Source organism: Parabacteroides sp. ASF519, from assembly GCF_000364265.2.
Lineage (GTDB): Bacteria > Bacteroidota > Bacteroidia > Bacteroidales > Tannerellaceae > Parabacteroides > Parabacteroides goldsteinii.
The window spans coordinates 6,523,644-6,544,127 of sequence record NZ_AQFV02000006.1; the positions used below are offsets into that span (position 1 = coordinate 6,523,644).

Here is a 20,484-nt window from a genome sequence, read left to right on the forward strand (position 1 = left end):
TATTATTTTTTTAATTCATATCGATATCTGTTTCCACAACGTTGTCCCATCCTGAAATATCAGGATTCATGCCTCCGTCTCCCGAAGGAATCTTCAGGCCGTCTATTACGATATGGATGTGGGTAGGGTCAGGAGCCGCGTGCAGCTGCTCGGTGACATCGTTGTGAAAGTATTTCTGATTGGAAGTATAGATGGTCAACGTGTGCTTTCCTTCTTCTCCGTTAGGGCAGTGGCCGAAGGACGCGAAATGCGCCATAAGCATTTTCTTGTCAGTATATCGTTGCAATTCAAAGGGCATTACCACCGATTCTCCGGATTCGTCAGTCGACGAATCCGGCTGCTGATCAGCAGCCGGGCTCCACCCTTCGGACATGCCGCTCAAGGCGGCGCTGAAATCAATCAGGTCGGTCATGTTCTCCACGTTTCGCACTTCTACCGTATATTCCACGGTAACCGCTTCGGGAGTCAGGGTAAGTATCTGCCCGGGTACATTCTCCTGCACTTGCAGGTAGTCGCACTTGCCACCCCATACGCAGGCCGGCACACTTCGCACGGGCTGCTCTTCAGCACCTTCGGGCAATGGAGGCGTACTGAGGTCTCCGCGCCCCATGGGTTCGAGAAGCGACTGCGGATCGGTGACAAGCTGATAGTTGTCGAAAGAATTTCCGCGTTCAGTCACAGATTCCATCTCTCCGTTGTGAAACAATACCTTGTATTCACCACTCTCAATGCTAATTTTACCGCCTTCGCGCGAAGAGAACTCGCGACGCTGGTAGTGGCTGCCGTCCATACGGAATAGCTGCACCACCATGGTACGGGGTTGTGCATCGGGAGCGTTGCTCCAGTCGAACTTGATTTCGAGTTCGGTATGATGCTCGTTACGATAGCAAAGATCTTTATGCTCACACGACTGGGTGAGAAGTGCCAATGCTGCCAGCACTACCCATAAGTATTTTACAGAACGCATCATTGTTCACCTCCTTTCTGTTGGTTACGTCCGCCTATAAACCAGATCAGTGAAACTTCGGCTTTAGTGGGACCGAACCATTTTTGCCGATGAGTAGAGTCCCAGAAGTAACAGCCGTCTTCCGGATGGTATTTCATGTAGTCTCCCTCCAGGTATCCTACACCTAGCGTGAAGTCGATGTTGAAGTGTTTCCCCAGGGGCAGCGAATATCCATAGGAAAGCCCGACAGCCCAGCTCCAGCGGTCGCCCAAGTAACCGCGTCCGCCCCACTCGATGTCGTAAGTCAGCATCTGTCCATACAAACCTAAATGGTGACCGCATAGCAGTGAACGGGTGTCGCGCCGGGGCGAAAACCAACGTCGCAGTTCCACATCACCGCCGTATATCCGCCAAAAGCGGTGGCGGGTGTCGTTGCTCCACCAGGCATACATCCAGTTGGCGCTTGCCGACCATTTGGGAGTGATGGGTATTTCTATACCTATATTGGGTATAGCCATAACATCATACAGCATATTTGTTTTCAATAACATTACAAACTTCCGGTCTTTCTCGCTTTTTGCCGTGAAGGCGAGGGAATCGGTGGAGACGGTGTTGCGCATGTCGGGCACCAGGGATGTGGCTACCGAATCCTTGCCGACATCGGCTAATCTTTCTTCAGTCGAAGGTTGGTTGACTATCGTTTCGCATTCATCTGTTTTACATTCATCACCCCTGTTGTTGGCAGGACGGGATATTTCCCATTCACACATGATTCGGAATCGGGCGCGCAGGGCGGGGAAAAAGTTCTTCGACATGTATTCCCATGCATGTCCTCCCTGCAACATGCAAAGCTGTTTCTTTCTTCCATCCACAATTTTCTTATCTTTGAAAACCCAGATAGGAGTATTGGCGATAATCTTCACTGCTTCGTCACGCCAAGGCAGGTCGGTAGAGGCAATCATCTCACTTAGAAATTCCCAATCCACGTCCGAAGAGTCGACTTTGATGTTGAAATCATTCAGGGTCGTATGATCGACAATGTATGCCTTCATGCTCTGGGCACGTTTTTCCGACAGTTGGCGGTTCATAGGAGTAGATCCTTCCGGCGAAGCACTTCCTTTTATAGTTATGGACTTAAGGACTAAAGATGAGTCGAGCGCTGTGCTGTCCAATAATGTAATCAGCTGATTCAAGTGCATTTGATTATCATTGAAAGTAGAGTCTAGCTGCGAATATCCTTGCCGGAACTTGATATTTGCAAATAATGTGTCCCGGTGTATATTCGTGTCTTGTGCCGACAAACTAATACTGAAATAAAATAGTATTAAATGAAATACAATAATTACCCGTTTCATAGAAAAAAAAGATTCTTTCTATATATTTAGTATTAAGCGATTCTTTATAATTTTTTCGCAAAGATAGATACAAACGCCTTATACGTAATAACATTAGCATTTTTTAACCAGGCATTAAAGGTTAAAGTAATAGTGCCCTGAATAAATTTTCTAAAGCAACCAACACAGTCAATGACTCCCTTTTAAATAAAACAAATATAAACTCCAGAAACTCAAATTGTACCGACCGGAAGTAACTCTCTCCGAACGTTAAGAAAAAATTAAAAGCATCCTCCGTCAAAAGATTATCGTTACATTTGTAGTGATATTTAAAAAAAGTTGCGATGAATGATAGACCGTTGATACTGATTACAAATGATGATGGCGTAAATGCCAAAGGTATTAAAGAGTTGACTGAATGCCTGAGAGACCTGGGCGATTTAGTCGTATTTGCTCCCGACGGCCCACGTTCGGGCATGAGCAGTGCGATTACTTCTGAAAATCCAATCAGATATAATCTGGTGAAGAGAGAACACGGACTTACAATCTACGAATGTACAGGGACGCCGGTGGACTGTGTAAAACTGGCTATCAATGAAGTGCTTGAACGTAAGCCCGACCTGCTCGTTTCGGGTATCAACCATGGTGGCAATATGGCGATAGCCGTTCTTTATTCCGGTACGATGGGAGCTGCTGCCGAAGGATGCGTATTCGGAGTTCCTTCGTTGGGAGTTTCGTTGCTCGACCATCATCCAGATGCCGACTTTACAGAATGTTGCCGCCTGGGACGTATGGTGGCACGCCGTGTACTGAAAGAAGGATTACCTACCGGAACCTATCTGAATCTGAATGTACCGAAAGTGGATACAGTCAAAAGCATGAAGATTTGCCGTCAGGCTGCCGGAAAATGGGTGAAGGAATACAAACGCTCGGAGAATGGAGCCGGCAAACCGGTATTCTGGCTGACAGGTTCTTTCGAGAATGCCAAACCGATTCATCCGGACAACGATATGCTGGCACTCGACAGCGGATATGCTTCGCTGGTGCCCTGCAAACTGGATGTGACGGATTACGAATGGATGGAGAAATACAAAAACTGGGAAGGATGAAATATTTTCTGATCGCAGGCGAAGCTTCGGGCGACCTACATGCGTCGAACCTGATGGCGGCATTAAAAGAAAAAGACCCGGAGGCGGATTTCCGTTTCTTCGGGGGAGATTTGATGCAAGCTGTAGGCGGCACATTGGTAAAGCATTACAAAGAGATGGCTTTTATGGGTTTTATCCCCGTATTGCTCAACCTGCGAACAATCCTGAATAATATGAAAACCTGTCAGGAAGATATCCGGAAATATCAGCCGGACGTGGTGATACTGATCGATTATCCGGGATTCAACCTGAAAATAGCCAAATTCGTAAAGACAGTGCTGCATCTGCCTGTTTACTATTATATTTCTCCCAAGATATGGGCCTGGAAACAGTACCGCATCAAAGACTTCCGCCTTTATGTGGACCGGATGTTCTGCATCCTGCCTTTCGAAACCGAGTTTTTCCGCAAACTGGATTACTCGGTCGATTATGTAGGAAATCCATCTGTCGACTCGGTTGCCCAATATAAAGAAAAGCAAGCCACCCGCCCCGATACGTTTATGGCCGATGAAGGACTGCCGGATAAACCCATCCTGGCCCTCCTTGCAGGAAGCCGCCGGCAGGAAATCAAAGATAACCTTCCGACCATGCTCGAAGTGGCAGCTGCCTACCCGGACTATCAGCCGGTTATAGCCGGAGCTCCCGGACTGGAACCGGAATATTACAAACAATATATAGGAAACCATCCTGCCAAAATCATCTTCGGCAAGACATACGACCTGCTACAACACAGCCGGGCCGCCCTGGTCACCTCGGGTACGGCAACGCTTGAAACGTCGCTATTCCGCGTTCCGCAGGTAGTCTGTTACTATGTCGTGGCCGGACCGTTGGCCAGTTTTATCTTCCGCAATTTCTTCCATACCAAATATATCTCGCTAGTGAATCTGATTGCCGGACGCGAAGTCGTACAGGAATTGTTCGGCGCCCGCTTCTCTTATCAGCAGATACACGATGAGCTGGGCAAAATACTTCACGATACAGCTTACCGTCAACAGATGCTCGACGGTTACGACGAGATCATTCAGATGCTCGGAAAACCCGGTGCTTCACAACGTACAGCCGAACTTATTTACCAATCACTGAAGCATTAACATCTTTTATCATTTTCTTTTGCAGCATTTTCCGTTATTCTTCCATCTAACCTTTTAGAATGGGAAAATAAACAATTGTGATATGAATGTGATGAGGACGTTGAAAACTTTTATACTGGTTCTGGGAACCATTCTGGCGACCTTTACCATGTATTCTTGTTTAGATGATGACAGTAATTCTTCTAATAAATACAGTTTTGGAATAGCTACGATCAAACCATTAGGGAATGACGCCTATTACCTGCAATGGGATGATTCAACGACTTTCTGGCCGGCATCCGGCGTTACTCCTTATTTCGGGGTAGATAAAGAAAGACGTGCTTTTATAAACTTTACATTATTGGGAGATTCGACCAGCCACATGGCAGAAGGATATGATTATGCAGTCCGTGTAAACAGAATCGACAGTGTATTGACTAAATCGATCGTTGGCGATCTGGGCGAGAAAAATGATGAATATTACGGCAATGATCCGTTATGGATGAAGTCCGTATGGATTGAGGATGGTTATATTAACTTCCAGTTCGAATCTTATTTCGACGGATCGACCAAACATTTTCTCAATCTGGTGAAGATGAACAATACGGATACATATGAACTGGAGTTCCGTCATAATGCATACAACAACTTGTCGGGTGGACAAGGATGGGGCCTGGCCTCATTCAGACTGAATAGTCTGCCGCCTACAAACGGTGATACAGTGACGATGAAGGTGAAGTATAAATCGTATGAAGGTGATGATACGATTGAACTTAAATACAAATCAGGTACCCCTGCCGGTAAAGCGCCGATGTTGGGAGCCGAGAATTTTCAAGTGACAAATTAAACCTTCCCACATAACTTTTATTTTTATCATTTAGTTCAGGGAGAGAGGCATCGTGATGATGCCTTTCTTTTTTTTGTCTAATTTTGTGACAGAGATGCAACGGTCGGACGTTTTCTCTCGTTTATATAAACAAATGAACGAAACAACAGTACAACTGATAAAGGGTTGCCGGGAAAGAAAACGGAGTGCGCAACTGGGCTTGTACAAACAATTCGCACAGCGATTGTACATAGCTTGCCTGCGCATTGTCGGCAACAGTGGTGAAGCGGAAGAAGCCATGCAGGATTCGTTCCTGAAAATCTTCACGCACATCGACCAATATAAAGATGGACAATGTTTCGAAGCCTGGATACACCGGATAGCAGTCCATACGGCCATCGATTATGTGCGCCGGCAAACACCGGAATGGGAGGAGCTATCCGACAACTATGCCGATCCGGAGCCGGACGGACCGAACGAAGAGGAGATAGCCTATTCGGTAAAACAGGTGAAAGAGGCAACCGGTAAATTACCCGCCGGTTACCGCGTAATCCTCTCGCTCTACCTCTTCGAGGGATATGATATGGAAGAGATTGCCTCTATCCTGAACATTCAGCCGCCAAGCGTACGCAGCCAATATCTGCGGGCAAAGCGCAAATTGTTAGACATTATAGCAGCAAATTGACATGGACAAATTAAAGAATTTCATAGACACCAATAGAGAAGCATTTGAAGATGACCTTATGCCGGAAGGTCACTTCGAACGCTTCGAAAAGAAACTGCCGCCTGCCCGCAGGAAACATTTCAAACTATATAGTTTGTCTGCTTTCGCTGCCGCAGCCGCCATTGCACTGATACTCCTGCTCCGCATGCCGGGTGGGACGCCTGCTCCTGTAAATCAAAAAGCTGCCATACAGCAACAGTGCAGCCAGCAAAAGGAGTTTGGCGAACTTCAGATGTATTACAAGATGCAGATCAACGATATCATGGTACAAATGGAATCGTTGTATAAGAAGGAGAAGACTCCGGGAGCCGCCGGTCTGTTACAGGAAAGCAAAAGGATTCTGAAAGATAACTATATGTTTGAAGAAACAATCCTCCCGACACTGCCTTGCTCAAACGACGGCCTGTTCGCAATGAACCAGCATTACAGTGCGAGTGTCGAAAGCCTGAACATCATGCTGAAACAGATGGAAATAGTTACAAACGATAATGATGACAAATAAAAATATATATCATGAATACAAAACAATTAAAAAGCCGTTCCTTATTACTTTTGGCAGTGCTACTTATCGCTAGTACCGCTATCAGTTGGGGCGCAAAACCGGAAAGTATTAAGAAAAAAGAGATCAGTAAATCTTTTGACGTCAGCCTGAGTGACCTATTGATGACGGACAATCGTTACGGCAATACGACCATCACGCACTGGAACAAGAATGAAGTGGCAATCCGCGTTGAGATAGAGGCTAAAGCCGAAAGTGCGGATGCTGCACAGGCTTGCATCGACCGTGTGAACATCGAACTAAAGAAAAGCGGGAATACGGTTTCCGCCATCACTTCGCTGAAACAGCAAAACTGGGGTAATAACAATTCCAATATCCGGTTTACGATCAATTATTTTATCAGCATGCCTTCGAAACTGGCAATCAACCTGTCGCAGAAATACGGGAACATCAATCTGCCGGACAAGAATGAAGGCAAAAGCACGATACAGGTGAAGTACGGTAACCTGAATGCCGGCAGTTTCACCCAGCCTCTCAACCTGGAAGCTAAATACGGGAATGTGGATATTAATAATGTAACGAAGGCGAATCTGGACCTGGGATACTGCGGAAACGTCTCTGTCGGCGATGCAGAACAAATGAATGCCGACAATAAGTATTCGAATATGAATATTAAGAAATGCGGCCAGATCAATCTGGAAAACAAGTATGGTAATATAAAAATCGAAAGTCTTGACAAAGGCTATATGGAGATCAAATACAGCGAAGCGATGATCGGTTCGGTAAAAGATGAATTGAATGTGGATGAACTGGCTTACAGCACATTGACAATAAAAGAATTGTCTGCCAACTTCAAACAGGTGAATGTAGATGCACGCTATGGTAATCTGAATATCAGCGTTCCGGCAAAAGCCTCTTTCAAAATCGCTGCCGAAAACATGAAATATGCCAACCGTCATGTCAGTGGTTTCAACATCACAAACTCTTCGACAGAGGATAAAGTGAACCATTACTATGAAATCAACGGCGGAAACAAGGGACGCATCAATTTCGACGGAAATAATTACAGCAATATTAATGTGAAGGCGTTAAAATAGAAAAAGAATATACTATTTGTTATAGTGACGGGAGTAACTAATTCCCCTCTTGAGAGGGGAAACAGTTACAACTTGTCAATATAAACAATTCAAGCCTGATAATATCAAAATCGCAATGCCAATACTTTATCCAGTGCCGAATAAAATATCAGCGAACCGGCGATAGCCGCAATTGTCATAATAAACGGCAGTTTATCCTTTATCCCTTCCAGCATATGATCAACGCTTCCTGCGGGTTGTTGGCCTAAAAGCATCAATACGCCGGCAAATACGACGAGATATGCAATAATGATGCCAACAATCATAAAAGGGGGCATTCCGGAACTCATCCGGGCCTTTTTCACTTCCGGTACTTTCAACGGTTCTTCCTGCATGATAAGCTCCATGATCCGCAGGCTTAAATCCGGAGATGGCTTAACCATTCCTTCTTTCAGAAGTTTGCCGGTCAAGCGGTTTATATCTTTATCTGATGTACTCATAACACATTCGCTGTTTCATTCTTCATCATTAACTGTAATGTCTCGTAGAAATGCTTACGTCCCCGAAACAATTTTACTTTAATATTGGAAGGCGTCAGATCCGTGATCTGACCGATGTCCGCAATGGAACACTCTTCCAGGTAAAAGAGATTAAGTACCAGGCTCTCATCGGCAGGTAACTTTTTCAATACACGTGCAATTATTTCTTTCCGGTCTTCCCGCTCCAGGATAGCTGTTGCGCTATCTACTTCACTGGTTGTAAGATCGGTTGCAATAGCATCATCATAACTGTCGAATACGGATTGCTTCCGCTGGGCGGTAATGGCCGTATTATAGACAATTTTATAGAACCAGGTAGAAAACTTACTGCCAAACTGGAAAGACGGAAGTGCACGATACATCTTGACAAAAGCATCCTGCACGACATCTTCTGCCTCCTCGCGATTCTCCAGTATGCGGAAGGCAATCGTAAATGCCATCTGCTGGTACTTCACGACGAGGCAGGAGAAACTTTTGGTGTCCCCTGCCAGAATGCTTTTTATCCATTTTTGTTCGTCCATCAATCCGGTTTATTGTTCTTTCTCCTTTTCCAACATCTTGAGAACAATGAAGAAATAGGCCAGATAAGCTATGCCGCCACCTAAAACAGTAAAGATAACAACAGAAAAACCAGCCCAGTCATGCGGCATCGTATCATCCAGATATATACCACCAATAGCTCCCAAAGCCAGTCCGATCATCAGCAAACCGTTACGCAGGGCATTGAATTTATTCGCCTTCCTTTCCGGCTCTTCCAATACAATACCTTTCTCGATCATAGCCATACGCTCTTCATGTTTTGTCCGGGTAGTTCTTACTACAAGTACTATAAGCAACACTACGGGCAAGCCTACCGCACAAACAATTGCAACCAGGGGAATCAACCAACTTTCCATAATTTCAATATTTAATTTGTTTCTAATTTGTTTCGTTTACAGATAAGACTAACGTTCCGGAAAGAAGGTTACAGGAATGACAAACTATTTTCAAAAAAAATACCCGAAAACCGGATGCACCTCCGATTTCGGGTATTTATCAATAAGTTATCCGTAAACTACGGAAAGATTAATCCAATATTTTAATCTTAATGTTACGATACCAAACGTCGTCACCATGATCCTGCAAACCGATGAAACCTTCTTTGTTAGGTCCGCCACAGTTCAACAGTAGTTCATAAGCCAACGGCCATTTGTCTTTGCTGAATTTACTCTTATCCAGCATTTCTTTCCACTGCTGTGTCCACAAGTGATATTCAACAACCGGTTCGTCATTCTGATAGTGAACAACCGTACCTTTATAACACATGATCTTAGACTTGTTCCATTCGCCGAACGGTTTAGAGTTCTGCGGTTTAGCCGGGATCATATCATACAGGGAAGCAGACATACGATTGCCATCTTTACCCAATTTGGCATCCGGATGGTTTGCGTTATCCAAGATTTGGAATTCAGGAGCAGAAATATAAGAAGGTTGTCCTTCCACTTCCTGGATCATAATAAATACACCGGAATTAGCGCCTTTAGCTACTTTCCATTCCCATTCCAACTCAAAATTTTTGAACTTATGAGCAAATACCAGGTCACCACCGTCCTTAGCACCAGCTTCACCGGCACCAGAACCTTTGATATGAATTGCGCCGTCATTCACCTCCCAAGCATTAGGAACATCTGTACGGTCATATCCTCTCCAGCCATTCAGTGTTTTACCATCAAACATAGTAATCCAACCATCGGCATCTTTCGGGAATTTAGACAGGTCGACTGTCGGTAAATCCAATAATTTGTATTCAGGCACAGCTGCTTCTGTTTTTGCTTCGGCTGTTGCATCGGCAGCAGCTTCATCTGTTTTCTTTCCACCGCCACAAGATGTAAAATAGCACATCATCAGCGCGGCACTGACAAATAATACTGACTTCTTCATTTTTATGTAGTTTAAAACTGTTATCTAGGCATATCAGGCAATTTCCAACCATCGCGATAGTTGTGCTTGATCAGTTCTGCTGCAAACTGTTTTGCATTAACAGGATCTGTCCAGTCTTTTGCAAACGAAGGATGACCATCTTTGATAGTGAAACCGTCTTTGATACAAGTCTTTATCATTTCGTTATCACCGATGTTCGTAAATTGCATGTTATTGCCATCCCATTTCAATGTTCTGTTCAGACTCTGTAAACGAACTGCTAATACACCCATCACGATCATTTCGTTGAACGGACCGGCTTCCGAGAAATTCGATTTTGTTTGTACACGGCTGGATGCATTTTCTTTACAAGCACGTACCCAATCCATTTCATGTCCTTTTACACGACGACATACTTTAGGAGCATTTGGAACACGACCTGACAACAAGAATGGCTGCTGTCCGTAACAACCGCAAATCAATGTATCTTTCGTTCCATGGAAAATAGTCAGACCGCCACCAGGTCCCATCAATTCTTTTCCTTCCGGGAAACCTTCCGGACGATTCGGCATCATACCACCGTCATACCAATGAATTTCAACTTCCGGCATGGCCAGTTTCGGCATATTTTCACGAGCCGGGAAAATAAACTTCACATGCTGTGCATTAGGAGCGCAATCACGAAGCAACAAAGTAGAGGAAGCTTCAACGCTTGTCGGGTAACCCAATTTCAATGCCTTAAACGGAGTGTGCATGATATGGCAAGCCATATCGCCTAAAGCACCTGTACCATAAGCCCACCATCCGCGCCAGTTCCAAGGATGATAAATTTTGTTGAAAGGTTTCAATTCGGCAGGACCGGTAAATAAATCCCAGTTCAATGTAGAAGGCACCTTATCTGCTTTATCCGGAGTATTCAAACCTTGCGGCCAAATAGGACGGTCTGTCGCACATTCAACTTTTGTGATATCACCGATTTCGCCATTCCAGATCCATTCGCAAACCAAATCCGTATCTTCAGAAGAAGAACCTTGGTTACCCATCTGAGTTGCAACATTTGTAGAAGCAGCCAGTTTAGTCAACAAACGAGATTCGTACACAGAGTGTGTCAACGGTTTCTGACAATAAACATGTTTGCCCAATGTCATCGCATCTCCCGTAATCATAGCATGCGTATGGTCGGCTGTAGCGATAATAACGGCATCGATAGATTTACCCATCTCATCGTACATCTTGCGATAGTCCCAATATTTTTTAGCATTCGGATGTTCGTCGAATACGCCTTTCGCATATTTCCAATCCACGTCGCAAAGAGCAACGATGTTTTCACTTCCTTTTACAGCATTAATATTGGCATGTCCCATACCGCCGATACCGACAGCAGCAATATTCAATTTATCTGTTGGAGCCACATACCCATGACTTTTTCCTAAAACGGAACCCGGAACAATGGTCAAAGCAGCAGCAGCGGCTGCGCCTCTTTGAAGAAATGATCTTCTAGTGATGTTTGACATAGTAATAATTTTTTATAGATTAGCACTTAATAATAATATTCTGATTCAATTGTCACATCTTAAAAACACAAACTGACGCAAATATAGCCAATGCGAAAATAACAACAAGCCGTCCTTCCCGCTTTCTTTTTCAAAATAGTTTTTTTTAACAGTGCTTATAGACAATGTCTATTTTTTCATAAATATTATCTATGGAACTAGGTGTTTGAAAAGTCGTTCTTTCTTTTATATTTGTCTAACACAAAACATATTCACCAGATTTCTGTTATATAAATGAAGAGCTGAACATGAAAAAGAAACCAATACTTGTTCGAATTTACCAATTTTACCTGGAAGGATTTCGTGAAATGAAGCTGGGTAAAACGCTATGGCTGATTATATTGGTCAAGCTCTTCATCATGTTTTTTATATTAAAACTGTTTTTCTTTCCTAATTACCTGGGACAGTTTGACAGCGATTCCGAGAAACAGGAACACGTATCGGGTGAATTGATCAATCGAGCAATTACTCCTTAATTAATATAATTATGATCGAAAGCATTGACACTTCTTTGATTGACTGGTCGAGGGCGCAGTTCGCTCTGACGGCCATGTATCACTGGCTTTTTGTACCCCTGACTTTAGGGCTTGGTGTGATCCAGGCAATACTGGAAACCATTTATTACAAAACAGGTGACGAATTCTGGAAAAAGACAGCTCAGTTCTGGATGAAGCTGTTTGGTATTAACTTCGCGATCGGTGTTGCCACCGGTCTGATTCTCGAATTTGAGTTCGGGACGAACTGGTCGAACTACAGCTGGTTCGTCGGAGATATTTTCGGAGCGCCGCTGGCCATCGAAGGTATCCTTGCTTTCTTTATGGAAGCGACATTCATCGCGGTTATGTTCTTCGGGTGGGACAAGGTGAGCAAACGTTTCCACCTGGCTTCTACCTGGCTGACCATTATCGGAGCCACCTTATCCGCCCTGTGGATTCTGATCGCCAATGCCTGGATGCAGCATCCGGCAGGTATGCAATTCAATCCGGACACGGTACGCAACGAAATGTTCGATTTCTGGGCAGTCGCTTTGTCGCCTGTCGCCATCAATAAATTCTTCCACACCGTATTATCCGGCTGGATCGTAGGTGCGTTATTTGTAATAGGCATCAGTAGCTGGTATCTGTTGAAGAAACGGGAAACGCGTTTTGCCCTGGAAAGTATCAAGATCAGCGCCATTTTCGGACTGGTTGCTTCTTTACTGATCCTTTGGACCGGTGACGGTTCCGCCTATCAGGTTGCTCAGAAACAGCCGATGAAGCTGGCTGCCATGGAAGGCCTTTACGAAGGAGGAAACGGTGTCGGACTGGTGGGCATCGGGATGCTGAATCCGGAAAAGACCAGTTATAAAGACAATGTAGAGCCATTCATCTTTAATATACAAATACCGAAAATGCTGTCTTTGCTGGCAGAACGCAAGATAGACGGATATGTGCCGGGTATCAATAATCTGATCGAAGGAGGATATGAAACCAAAGATGGCACGCCGGCCCTTTCCGCTGCCGAAAAGATCGCCAAAGGGCAACTGGCTATCCAATCACTCGCCAAATACCGCGAAGCCAAGAAAGAGAAAGACGAAGCGGCCGCCAAACAATACCGGGCGACACTTGAAGAAAACTTCCCTTATTTCGGTTACGGTTACATCAAAGATCCGGGCGACCTGGTTCCTCATGTAGGAATGACGTTCTATTCCTTCCGCATCATGGTGATTCTGGGAGGTTACTTCATCCTGCTCTTTATCATTGCGATCATCTGGAGTAAAAAAGACAAGTTTAAAGACACCCGCTGGCTTCAGAAAGTATGCCTGTGGTCGATTCCGCTGGGATATATTGCCGGACAGGCCGGATGGATCGTTGCCGAGGTGGGACGCCAACCCTGGGCCATACAGGATATCCTTCCGACGAGCGCATCTATCTCCAAACTGGCTACGTCGTCTGTACAGACCACTTTCTTCCTGTTTCTGATCCTGTTTACCATCTTACTGATTGCCGAAGTGGGAATTATGGTGAAGGCTATCAAGAAAGGACCGGCCGTATCTACTAACAATGAAAACTAAAAATATACACCATGGATAGTACATATATATTATTACAACATTACTGGTGGTTCCTCGTATCCCTGCTGGGAGCACTGTTAGTATTCCTGCTTTTTGTACAGGGAGGTCAGTCATTGCTCTTTTCGATCGGGAAGACGGAGCTGGAACAAAAGATGCTATTAAACTCAACCGGACGTAAATGGGAGTTTACCTTCACAACGCTGGTTACTTTCGGTGGTGCCTTCTTTGCCTCTTTCCCCTTATTCTACTCGACCAGTTTCGGCGGTGCTTATTGGGTGTGGATGCTCATTCTGCTTTGCTTCGTGATACAGGCCGTATCCTACGAATACCAAGCTAAAAAAGGAAACTTACTGGGCAAAAAGACTTACCAGGTATTCCTGATCATCAACGGCGTGCTGGGCCCGATCCTGCTGGGAACTGCCGTAGGGACTTTCTTCAACGGAGCCGAATTTTCGGTAAATAAAGGACAAATGACAGATATTGCCATGCCGGTTATCTCGACCTGGAATAACTCTCTGCACGGGCTGGAAGCAGCATTTGTATTCTGGAACGTTTGTCTCGGGCTGGCCGTATTCTTCCTGGCACGTGTGCAGGCATTGCTCTATTTCATCAACAATATTGACAATAAGGATATAGTGAGCCGCTGCCGGAAACGCTTGATACCGGAAACAGCTTTGTTCCTGGTGTTCTTCCTGCTGTTCCTCGTACGTTTGATGCTGGTAGACGGTTTTGCCGTGAACCCGGAAACGCAGGAGGTGTTCATGCAGCCTTATAAATATTTCATCAACCTGATCGAGATGCCGGCTGTACTGGCAGTTCTGCTGGTGGGCGTAGTGCTTGTCTTGTTCGGTATTATTAAAACAATCCTGTCGCAAACGTGGCGGAAAGGAATCTGGTTTGCCGGGACAGGGACCGTCCTCACCGTACTGGCGTTATTGCTCTGTGCCGGTTGGAACAACACGGCTTATTATCCGTCGTTGACCGATCTGCAAAGTTCGCTGACTCTTCAGAATAGTTCATCAAGTCCGTTCACGCTGAAAGTGATGAGTTACGTATCCATTCTCGTTCCGTTCGTGCTGGCTTATATATTCTATGCATGGAGGGCACTCGACCTTCATAAGATCGACGCAGAAGAGATGGAACAGAAAGACGGGCACACTTACTAAAGAACACGGCGTCCGTACGGGCGGTTCACGAACCGCCCTTTGCAAGAAACATACCCCATAAAACAAAGGAAACGGCGAAGCTCACGCTTGGCCGTTTCTACATTTAACCGTTTTAAACAAAAAGAAAAAGTTAGTTAAGGCTTAGAATAAAATATCTTAAGTCTTTTTTACTTACTATAGAATGCTTCCTTTAGGACAGCAAACAAATATATGTAATCCGAAGCATCTTCGGAACAATCCGACCGCATTTTTTGTTATTTTTCACAGAACACAGATGCTTTTGTATTATCTTTGCAAACAATTATCCAAGGGATTCCTTTATGGCAGATTTCAATTTAAACATTTTGGGATGCGGTTCGGCCTTACCTACAACACGGCATCTGGCAACCTCTCAGGTAGTAGATTTACGGGACAAATTATATATGATAGACTGTGGCGAAGGCACACAGGTGCAGATGCGCCATATGCGTATCAAATTCAGCCGGTTGAATCATATTTTCATATCCCACCTGCATGGTGACCATTGTTTTGGTCTGCCCGGCTTGATCTCCACACTTGGTATGCTGGGACGCACCGGCGAACTGGTGATACATGCACCCAAAGAGATCGAAAACTATATGCGTCCGGTATTGGATACATTCTGTAAAGGCATGCCTTACGAAGTCCGTTTCAATCCTGTGGATACACGTAGTCATTCGCTGATTATGGAGGATCGCTCGCTTTCCGTCTACTCCATTCCTCTGAAACATCGTATCCCGACCTGCGGCTTTCTGTTTGCCGAGAAGCCTAAAGAAGCCCATATCATCCGCGAGATGACCGACTTCTATCAGGTCCCCGTCAGATGCATGAAGGATATCAAGCTGGGAGAAGATTATGTCACGCCGGAAGGAGAAGTGATTCCCAATTCACGACTGACACGCCCGGCAGCTCCCCCCAAACGGTATGCGTATTGCTCGGATACGGCCTACAATCCTTCCGTCATCCCGATCATTGAAGGGGTAGACCTTCTTTATCATGAGGCGACCTTTGCCGAATGCGACAAGGCACGCGCCAAAGAAACATTCCATTCTACAGCACGGCAAGCGGCAGACATCGCTCTGAAAGCCGGTGTCAAACGCCTCGTTATCGGCCATTATTCTGCCCGTTACGAGGACTTGGCAACATTGCATCGTGAAGCGGAAGAAGTATATCCCGGCACCATTCTCGGAGCCGAAGGGATGGTTTTGCCTATATAATATCGTGGTTTTCTTAAATAATAACTGCCAAATATCCAGCATATTCAAAATTATTCATACATTTGTACGAATTTAGGGTTTCGAATATGAGAATATTATTTTCCATAATCCTGTTGATCAGCGCTTACGTTGGTTCCCCGTTTATTGCAAGTGCGCAGCAAACGGTTCAGGCAACGCATGCCATAAAGCAGGCAGAACCCGATTCTATCGAAATCAGCGCCTACGACAACAAGGTGGTTGTGAAGAATGCTCCCATCGGAAGCAAGCTGGAAATATACAGTGTAGTAGGCATCCGTGTCAAGGAAATCGAGCTGAAACAACCGGATGGCGAATACACCGTTAACATCGCCAAAGGTTACTATATCGTCCGCATCGGCGAAACTGTCCGCAAAGTAGCCATCCGCTAAATACATCTCCGTTGTTTTTGGATATCTTTTTACTTATATCCATCACATCTCATTCTAATTTCCCCAAAGTTTTTTACACAGTGGGGGAAAGTCCCCACCATAATGGGGAAAAATCCCCACTGCAATGGGCTTATTTCCCCACCCTGATGGAACTTTTATTTCATCCGCACAAGCTATAAGTTCTTCCCGAATAAAACAAACCTCCGTCTTCCCGAAAAGAAAAGAGGACCTGCCACCAAGACAAGCCCTCTTCTTCTGTAATTATATATGTATAGGTTAAAAAGCGTAGGAAAGACCGATAGACGGCATCAAGGCATATACGTTGTAATGTCCGCCGAATGTACGGGGTTTCTTTAAAAGGTCCAGGTCGGTATAAGAACCGTCGCGCCCGAAACCTGTTACATAAGAGAATGCAAAATCAACGGATAAAGACTGTAACGGACGGAAACTCAAACCGGCAGTGATACCCAGTTTGTTCATACTCGGAGTTTCGGGATTCAGATAATTATCTTCTACCGGAGTTTCGTCGAAATATGCACCTAAACGAAGGTCCAGACGGTTTGTTGCTGCAAACTGAGTTCCCAAACGATAGATACGTGAGTTTTTATATTTCTTCGGGGCATCGATATCATAATCGCTCAATTCGGATGCCGGATAGAAGTTCACAACTAAAGAGTTGTAAGCACCCCAGCCTACAAACTGAACTTCACCGGAAACAATCCAGCGGTCATTGGGTTTGTAAGTCAGGCCGACATTCCAGTTATCCGGCAGAGGCAGTTCAGCAGAGAAAGTAGCCTGGTCCAGTGGAGGAATATTGATTCCGCCCTCAGGAATACCGGGAATAGTGATGCCACTTGCCTGGAGCTGACCAACCAAGCCATTTACCTGTTCCAACAATCCTTTAATTCCTAATTCATTAGCATAGCTCAAACGGACATCACCTTCTTTCACACGGGCTTTCACCTTTGAACGGTAAGATAAACCGACCGTGAATTTATCGTTAATATCATACATCGCACCCACATTGAACCCGAAACGGATACCTGCATCTCCTTTCAAAGAAGCAGAAGCTGCGGATACTTCGTCATATTTAGCCATTTCTGTGACCAACTGGTCAACAACCGGTCTCAATTCCGGCTTTGCTTCAAGTATCGGACCAAGTTGCCCCATCATGCTCTCAGCCAAACCTGTCATGGCACGCGGAGCAATCAAGGCACGATTCAGTTCAATATTACCGAATTCCATCATCAGGCCTGCGCCGATACTCAGGTTATCCATAATCTTCCAGGAAACAGTTGGCTGAATATTGAATGCCTTCAAAGAGATATCCTGCACCAGGTGAGCACCTTTCCAGTCGCGTCCCCAGTTAATCGCACTACCATAAGGAGTGTTTACACTGATACCGGCTGCCAGGAAGTCATAAATCTTGAAACCGGCATATACATATAAAGGAGTACTTGCCTTATTATCCGTTTTTTGTACATAACCATCATCTCCCGTAAACTTACCATTGGCAAACACCCCGGTAATACCGGCCGACAAATCCACGTTCTTATCCATAAACACCAGACCAGCCGGATTAAAATGCATGCTTTCTGCACCCAACTTCATGGCTACACCTACGTGTCCCATACCTGCCTGCTTGGTACTCTGAGCGTTAACCTGGTAACCCTCTGCCGCTGCATACGACATCGGAAGCATGGAAAGACATGCTAAAGCGATAACTTTCTTCATAAAATATTCATTAATTAATACCTCTCTTATAACATCCTCTCAGATGCAAACGCCGGCAAAGATAAAGACTTTTCTTTAATATTGCACACTTTTAACAAGAATGTGCGGCACATTTCCGCATTTATTGTGCAATTTCTCCACAGAATAAATAATTCAGAAAATCTCCTTATCTTTGCAACGCAAAGGAACGTTTCCCTTGCCGTGTGCTTGCTGAACCACGTATAAAACAAGAAAAATATGAAACATCAAGATGCCGCTCTGGTATGCTTCTCCGGTGGACAAGACTCCACCACCTGCCTATTTTGGGCCAAGAAGCACTTTAAACGCGTAGAAGCCGTCTGTTTTACTTACGGCCAGAAACATTCCCTCGAAATTGATATTGCACGCAAGATTGCTGCCGATGCCGACGTGCCGTTCCAATTGCTGGACGTATCGCTAATCAGCCAACTGGCGCCTAACTCGTTGACGGACACTTCTATCGAAATGGATGAAGACAAACCGGCCGACAGTTATCCGAACACCTTCGTACCGGGAAGGAACATGGTTTTCCTGACATTCGCTGCCATCATGGCACGGAGCAAAGGGATTTTCCATCTCGTCACCGGCGTATCGGAGGCCGACTTCAGCGGATATCCCGATTGCCGCGACACCTTCGTCCGCTCGCTCAATGTGACGCTGAACCTGGCGATGGATGAACAGTTCGTCATCCATACACCTCTGATGGACCGCAATAAAAGCGAAGTATGGCAGCTCTCCGACGAACTGGGCGTATTCGACCTGGTCCGCACGCAGACACTGACCTGCTACAACGGCGTTCCAGCCGACGGTTGCGGCCATTGCCCGCCTGCAAACTGCGCCGGGAAGGATTAGAGAAATACCTTAAAAGGAAGTTAACAGCTAACAAGTAACTGCAAAAATGGATACAAGAAAGAATGAAAACGAACTGCACCTCCTGGGCGGTTCTACCGAATATAAACAGGATTATGCCCCGGAAGTGCTGGAAGCATTTACCAACAAGCATCAAGGTAATGACTACAGGGTACGTTTCAACTGCCCCGAATTCACCAGCCTCTGCCCCATCACCGGACAGCCCGATTTTGCGACTATCCATATCGACTATATACCCGATGTGAAGATGGTGGAAAGCAAGAGTCTGAAATTATACCTCTTCAGCTTCCGCAGCCACGGAGCCTTCCATGAAGACTGTGTCAACATCATCATGAAAGACCTTATCAAGCTGATGGACCCGAAATATATCGAAGTGACGGGCATCTTTACCCCTCGCGGCGGCATCAGCATCTATCCGTACTGCAACTACGGCCGTCCGGGCACCAAATACGAGCAACTGGCCGAACAACGCCTCTTCAACCATAACGCATAAAAGTATTTTCCGGTAGCAGATGCTACAACGTGGCAAATAATTATGTAGATTTGCAATCACTTAATTGTAAACCTACATAATTATTTAGACCATGAGGAATAGAAATTTCACTATCAAGGCAACACTGGCCGCTATGGCCTGCACCGCCTGCGTAAATCTGAGCGCACAACAAAAAGAGTATCCGCAACCGGAAAAGATGACTCCGGGCATGTCGGAGTACTGGACGCCTCAACCCAAGATTGTAACTCCGGGAGATATCAAAACAAATTCCGCCCCGTCGGATGCCATCGTCCTGTTTGACGGCAAAGACCTCTCCGCCTGGGAAAGCACCAACGGCCAACCGGCCCAATGGACCGTTCACGACGGCGTATTCACAGTCAATAAAAAGACCGGTGATATCCAGACCAAACAGAAGTTCAACAACTACCAGCTACATATCGAGTGGTGTGTTCCTGAGAATATCACCGGAACCAGCCAGGGACGCGGCAACAGCGGCATCTTCATGCAAGGGATGTACGAAGTTCAGATACTCGACTGCTACAACAACGAAACATACGTGAACGGCCAAACCGGCAGTATCTACAAACAGACACCGCCATTGGCAAACGCCATGCGTAAACCGGGCGAATGGAATGTATACGACATCATCTACACCGCCCCGATTTTCAAGGAAGACGGAACCTACCGCGTTCCTCCCAGCATCACCGTTATCCAGAACGGCATCGTTTTACAGAACAATACGACCATCCTCGGAACAACCGAATATATCGGCTTCCCGAAAGTCGTTCCCCACGGAGCCGGCCCGATCATCCTGCAAAGCCACGGCGATCCGAGCGAACCGATCAGCTTCCGGAATATCTGGTTGAGAGAGTTATAAGAATCAATAAGTAAAGT

21 protein-coding genes and 1 pseudogene are annotated in these 20,484 nt (G+C 45.5%); 14 read left to right on the forward strand and 8 right to left on the reverse strand.

Annotation, left to right across the window (positions count from 1 at the left end):
- Window positions 1-10: 10 nt before the first annotated feature.
- Window positions 11-970 (reverse strand): DUF5119 domain-containing protein, encoded by a 960-nt coding sequence (locus C825_RS26240; protein WP_010800752.1) that lies wholly within the window; start codon window positions 968-970, stop codon window positions 11-13.
- Window positions 967-2,145 carry a DUF3575 domain-containing protein gene (locus tag C825_RS26245; protein WP_228100119.1) on the reverse strand — a complete coding sequence of 393 codons (1,179 nt, stop codon included), beginning with the start codon at window positions 2,143-2,145 and terminating at the stop codon, window positions 967-969. The genes C825_RS26240 and C825_RS26245 overlap by 4 nt, the downstream gene beginning before the upstream one ends.
- Window positions 2,146-2,624: 479 nt before the next feature.
- Here C825_RS26245 and surE point away from each other — a divergent pair, with 479 nt between their 5' ends.
- The 6 genes from surE to C825_RS26275 all read left to right on the forward strand — a co-directional run bounded on the left by surE (window position 2,625) and on the right by C825_RS26275 (window position 7,644).
- Window positions 2,625-3,389, forward strand: coding sequence for a 5'/3'-nucleotidase SurE (gene surE / locus C825_RS26250; protein WP_010800754.1), 765 nt, complete (start codon window positions 2,625-2,627; stop codon window positions 3,387-3,389).
- Window positions 3,386-4,519, forward strand: coding sequence for a lipid-A-disaccharide synthase (gene lpxB, locus C825_RS26255; RefSeq protein WP_010800755.1), 1,134 nt, complete (start codon window positions 3,386-3,388; stop codon window positions 4,517-4,519). Before surE ends, lpxB begins: the two co-directional genes overlap by 4 nt.
- 82 nt (window positions 4,520-4,601) lie before the next feature.
- Window positions 4,602-5,345 (forward strand): NigD1/NigD2 family lipoprotein, encoded by a 744-nt coding sequence (locus tag C825_RS26260; RefSeq protein WP_009859847.1) that lies wholly within the window; start codon window positions 4,602-4,604, stop codon window positions 5,343-5,345.
- 94 nt (window positions 5,346-5,439) lie between these two features.
- Window positions 5,440-6,009 carry an RNA polymerase sigma factor gene (locus C825_RS26265; RefSeq protein ID WP_010800756.1) on the forward strand — a complete coding sequence of 190 codons (570 nt, stop codon included), beginning with the start codon at window positions 5,440-5,442 and terminating at the stop codon, window positions 6,007-6,009.
- A gap of 1 nt (window position 6,010) precedes the next feature.
- Complete coding sequence (locus tag C825_RS26270) at window positions 6,011-6,550, forward strand: hypothetical protein (protein ID WP_010800757.1); 540 nt, start codon at window positions 6,011-6,013, stop codon at window positions 6,548-6,550.
- 11 nt (window positions 6,551-6,561) lie between these two features.
- Window positions 6,562-7,644 (forward strand): hypothetical protein, encoded by a 1,083-nt coding sequence (locus C825_RS26275; RefSeq protein WP_009859850.1) that lies wholly within the window; start codon window positions 6,562-6,564, stop codon window positions 7,642-7,644.
- A gap of 104 nt (window positions 7,645-7,748) precedes the next feature.
- Here C825_RS26275 and C825_RS26280 read toward each other — a convergent pair whose 3' ends face one another.
- The 5 genes from C825_RS26280 to C825_RS26300 all read right to left on the reverse strand — a co-directional run bounded on the left by C825_RS26280 (window position 7,749) and on the right by C825_RS26300 (window position 11,575).
- Window positions 7,749-8,123, reverse strand: coding sequence for a hypothetical protein (locus tag C825_RS26280; RefSeq protein WP_009859851.1), 375 nt, complete (start codon window positions 8,121-8,123; stop codon window positions 7,749-7,751).
- On the reverse strand, window positions 8,120-8,683 hold the full coding sequence (locus tag C825_RS26285; RefSeq protein ID WP_010800758.1) for an RNA polymerase sigma factor: 564 nt from the start codon (window positions 8,681-8,683) through the stop codon (window positions 8,120-8,122). The genes C825_RS26280 and C825_RS26285 overlap by 4 nt, the downstream gene beginning before the upstream one ends.
- A 9-nt stretch (window positions 8,684-8,692) precedes the next feature.
- A complete protein-coding gene (locus C825_RS26290) occupies window positions 8,693-9,058 on the reverse strand; it encodes a DUF6249 domain-containing protein (protein ID WP_010800759.1) in 366 nt (121 codons plus the stop codon).
- Window positions 9,059-9,227: 169 nt separating this feature from the next.
- Complete coding sequence (locus C825_RS26295) at window positions 9,228-10,082, reverse strand: 3-keto-disaccharide hydrolase (protein ID WP_010800760.1); 855 nt, start codon at window positions 10,080-10,082, stop codon at window positions 9,228-9,230.
- Between the two features lie 20 nt (window positions 10,083-10,102).
- Window positions 10,103-11,575, reverse strand: a complete 1,473-nt coding sequence (locus tag C825_RS26300; protein ID WP_009859855.1) for a glycoside 3-dehydrogenase — start codon at window positions 11,573-11,575, stop codon at window positions 10,103-10,105.
- Window positions 11,576-11,862: 287 nt separating this feature from the next.
- On the opposite strand from C825_RS26300, the gene C825_RS26305 reads away from it, so the two are divergent.
- The 5 genes from C825_RS26305 (at window position 11,863) to C825_RS26325 (ending at window position 16,475) form a co-directional block, all read left to right on the forward strand.
- Complete coding sequence (locus C825_RS26305) at window positions 11,863-12,090, forward strand: DUF4492 domain-containing protein (protein WP_009859856.1); 228 nt, start codon at window positions 11,863-11,865, stop codon at window positions 12,088-12,090.
- A gap of 11 nt (window positions 12,091-12,101) precedes the next feature.
- Window positions 12,102-13,667, forward strand: coding sequence for a cytochrome ubiquinol oxidase subunit I (locus C825_RS26310; RefSeq protein ID WP_009859857.1), 1,566 nt, complete (start codon window positions 12,102-12,104; stop codon window positions 13,665-13,667).
- Window positions 13,668-13,678: 11 nt separating this feature from the next.
- The gene (locus C825_RS26315) at window positions 13,679-14,833 is read left to right on the forward strand and encodes a cytochrome d ubiquinol oxidase subunit II (protein ID WP_009859858.1); all 1,155 of its coding nucleotides are present in this window, start codon (window positions 13,679-13,681) and stop codon (window positions 14,831-14,833) included.
- 320 nt (window positions 14,834-15,153) lie between these two features.
- Window positions 15,154-16,068 (forward strand): ribonuclease Z, encoded by a 915-nt coding sequence (locus C825_RS26320; RefSeq protein WP_010800761.1) that lies wholly within the window; start codon window positions 15,154-15,156, stop codon window positions 16,066-16,068.
- Window positions 16,069-16,154: 86 nt separating this feature from the next.
- Window positions 16,155-16,475, forward strand: a complete 321-nt coding sequence (locus tag C825_RS26325) for a T9SS type A sorting domain-containing protein (RefSeq protein ID WP_009859860.1) — start codon at window positions 16,155-16,157, stop codon at window positions 16,473-16,475.
- Between the two features lie 276 nt (window positions 16,476-16,751).
- On the opposite strand, the gene C825_RS26330 is transcribed toward C825_RS26325, so the two are convergent.
- Window positions 16,752-18,209, reverse strand: coding sequence for an OmpP1/FadL family transporter (locus C825_RS26330; RefSeq protein ID WP_010800762.1), 1,458 nt, complete (start codon window positions 18,207-18,209; stop codon window positions 16,752-16,754).
- Window positions 18,210-18,446: 237 nt separating this feature from the next.
- Between C825_RS26330 and queC the strand changes: the two are divergent.
- The 3 genes and pseudogenes from queC to C825_RS26345 all read left to right on the forward strand — a co-directional run bounded on the left by queC (window position 18,447) and on the right by C825_RS26345 (window position 20,467).
- A pseudogene (gene queC, locus C825_RS26335) lies at window positions 18,447-19,117 on the forward strand (7-cyano-7-deazaguanine synthase QueC).
- A gap of 8 nt (window positions 19,118-19,125) precedes the next feature.
- On the forward strand, window positions 19,126-19,590 hold the full coding sequence (gene queF / locus C825_RS26340) for a preQ(1) synthase (protein WP_010800763.1): 465 nt from the start codon (window positions 19,126-19,128) through the stop codon (window positions 19,588-19,590).
- A 91-nt stretch (window positions 19,591-19,681) separates the two neighbouring features.
- Window positions 19,682-20,467 carry a 3-keto-disaccharide hydrolase gene (locus C825_RS26345; RefSeq protein WP_010800764.1) on the forward strand — a complete coding sequence of 262 codons (786 nt, stop codon included), beginning with the start codon at window positions 19,682-19,684 and terminating at the stop codon, window positions 20,465-20,467.
- Window positions 20,468-20,484 lie beyond the last annotated feature (17 nt).